The sequence below is a fragment of the uncultured Campylobacter sp. genome (genome assembly GCF_938018035.1).
Lineage (GTDB): Bacteria > Campylobacterota > Campylobacteria > Campylobacterales > Campylobacteraceae > Campylobacter_B.
Genome location: NZ_CALIJF010000387.1, coordinates 1 through 2,421 on the forward strand (window position 1 = coordinate 1; position 2,421 = coordinate 2,421).

Annotated in this window: 3 protein-coding genes and 1 pseudogene; all 4 read right to left on the reverse strand. The window is 47.7% G+C overall.

All coding sequences use genetic code 11. The annotated features are described in order from the left end of the window. Positions 1–342: 342 nt before the first annotated feature. The 4 genes and pseudogenes from Q0257_RS11800 to Q0257_RS11815 all read right to left on the reverse strand — a co-directional run bounded on the left by Q0257_RS11800 (position 343) and on the right by Q0257_RS11815 (position 2,226). Positions 343–486, reverse strand: a complete 144-nt coding sequence (locus tag Q0257_RS11800) for a hypothetical protein (RefSeq protein WP_298025024.1) — start codon at positions 484–486, stop codon at positions 343–345. A gap of 5 nt (positions 487–491) precedes the next feature. Beyond that, positions 492–671 (reverse strand): hypothetical protein, encoded by a 180-nt coding sequence (locus tag Q0257_RS11805; RefSeq protein ID WP_298025025.1) that lies wholly within the window; start codon positions 669–671, stop codon positions 492–494. Positions 672–1,013: 342 nt separating this feature from the next. Next, positions 1,014–1,553 (reverse strand): annotated as a pseudogene (locus Q0257_RS11810) (dihydrodipicolinate reductase); the annotation flags it as partial. Positions 1,554–1,851: 298 nt separating this feature from the next. Next, positions 1,852–2,226: a cupin domain-containing protein gene (locus Q0257_RS11815; protein WP_298025027.1), complete on the reverse strand. Its 375-nt coding sequence runs from the start codon at positions 2,224–2,226 to the stop codon at positions 1,852–1,854. Positions 2,227–2,421 lie beyond the last annotated feature (195 nt).

Here is a 2,421-nt window from a genome sequence, read left to right on the forward strand (position 1 = left end):
AGCTTGCGGCGACGAAATCGCCCGTGACCTTCTCCTCGCGAAAATACGCGACGCAAAGCATGATGTGAACCGCGAGTGAAAATTTGATACCTACTTGCATTTCGCTCCTTGATTTGGATCTGAATTTTAGAATTTAAGCGAAATTTTCCTTAAACTCGGGCGCTAAATTTCAGATCGCGCTAAAATTTAATCCACCAAGCGATTTTCTTAAAATTCTAACCTTAAATTTAATCGTTTCTAAATTTTATCAGCCAAACGATCTTTCTAAAATTCGGATATTAAATTTTAATCGTTCCGAAATTTCATCCGCTAAGCGATTTTTCTAAAATTTAGATGTTAATTTTAATCGCGCCTAAATTTCATCCGCGACATAGCAAGCCATGCGTTGCCTATACCGATAGCGAGACTATCCCCGTCTGCCGCTACTACTACATTATCTTTGCCGACATTATCGCCGTTACTGCTACTCTCTCTGCTACCATTCATTATATTTACAGCAGATTGCTATTGCTGCTTGCCGCTACGCTACCATCGCTCATTATTTTTACGGCTGTTATTGCAGTCGCCGCAGCGCCGTTCATTATATTCTTGCTGCCGCCCGCTGCGATACGGCTGCCGTTAATACCGCCGCCCGTGCCGCTGTCGCCTACCACCATTGCAGCCGCTGCCACTGCTCATTACCACTGCCGCCGTTGTTGTGAATACAATCCGCCGCAGTCGCCGCCGCCGTATTCATTAAATTTTAAATTCTAGTTCGAGTTCGGCTCCGCCGCTAAATTTTAATTTCAAGCCGTAGCTAGCTCTAAATTTTAATTCAAACATAGGCTCTGTCCTAGCGCTAAATTTTGATTTAAAGCTCTAGCTTACTTTTTCGCTAAATTTTAAATTTGCGTTAGAATTTTACCGCGCCACGTAGTTAAAATTTTTGTCCGCGTTTTGCCCACCACGTAGTTAAAATTTGCATCCACGTTTTGTCCGTCGCGCAGTTTAAAATTTACGCGTGGCAACGTCCATTATTCGCCGACTGCCGTAAACGGCTTGCCGATAAATTTTTGCGCCCCGATCTCATCTATTACGGCGAGTGCGAGGTCTGCGTAGCCGATATAGCTTTTGCCCTTGCCGTTTAGGATCAGCTCGTCGCCTCCTAGGACATATGAGCCCGTGCGAGCGGCGTTTGCGTCGTATTCCGCGGCAGGGATCACGTAGGTCCAGATCAAATTTTTGCTCGCTTTTAGCACCTCGTAGCTCGCCGCAGTCGCCCCCGCTACGCCCATATACTCAGCCGGAAAGCTTGGAGTATCCATCAGGCGCGTCTTGCACGAAGCGTCTGTGTATAACACGCCCGCGCCGCCGATGACGAAAAGTCTCGTCTGCGTGCCGCTTAGCAGCTCCGCGATATGCTGCGTCATTTTCGCGTGAAGCGGGAAGGTCTGCGGCGTCCATGCAGCGATCGCGCTAACGACGACGTCAAAGCCCGCCAAATCGGCTTTGCTAAGCTCAAAAACGTCCTTGTGCACGAGCTTGATGGTGCCGTTTTTATACTCTTTGTTTCGCGCGAAGCCCGTTACGTCGTAGCCCTGCTTTAGTGCCTCCGCGACTAGCGCGCTACCCGATTTCCAGGATTGCTACCTTTTTCATTTTCTATCCTTCAAATTTAGATTTTTGTTTGCTCACACAGCCGCCTATCGCTGCGGCAAGCCAATTTAGTTGTCGCCGCGGCTGATATACTCTTATACGACCATCTATCGTCGCTGTTGCAGCCGATAAGCCCGCCGCGCAGGGTGCGTCTTGCCGCGCTGCGCAGTTTAAAATTTACGCCCGCACTTTGCTGCGCGCTTATCTTGCGAAATTTTATAGCCAGCTTGGCTTTACGTCGTCGTTTATCACTCCGTCGCCGTTAGTGTACTGCTCTAGGCTGCCGCGTTTAGTTTGGATGCAGATAAACTTCATCCCCTGCGCGCCCGCCTTAAAGCATCTCTTGCCAGCCGGATCGATGCGGATCGCGTCGCCCTCACCCACCGCCTTCTCCTCGCCGTCGATAAAGAGCGTGCCGCCGCCTTTTAGCACCAAATAAAGCTCCTCGTTTTGCTTGTGCGAATGCACGAACGGCACGCTCACGTTTGCCGGAAGCTCGTTGATAGAAAGCTCACAGCCGCTTAAGCCTAGAGCTTCTTTTAGCTCGACTCTCGGTTCGTTTTTCGTTGAAACGATCTTGTAGTTTGACATCTTTGTCTCCTTAGATTTTTTGTTGTAATGTTATAACTTACAACTGATAAACGAAGTATAGTCAAATTTTGTTGTAAGGTCAAGAGTTACAGCAAAAATTTTCAAAAAATTTGACTCGAATTTTAAAATCAGCTAAAATCCGCGCGATTTTAACCGAAGAATTTTTATGCAAAATAGCGCATTTAAGGCGTTTGC

Excerpts from the sequence above, each read along its gene's own strand:
- Q0257_RS11800 (WP_298025024.1), bottom strand. The coding sequence starts at position 486 with ATGAATGGTAGCAGAGAGAGTAGCAGTAACGGCGATAATGTCGGCAAA.
- Q0257_RS11815 (WP_298025027.1), bottom strand. The coding sequence starts at position 2,226 with ATGTCAAACTACAAGATCGTTTCAACGAAAAACGAACCGAGAGTCGAG.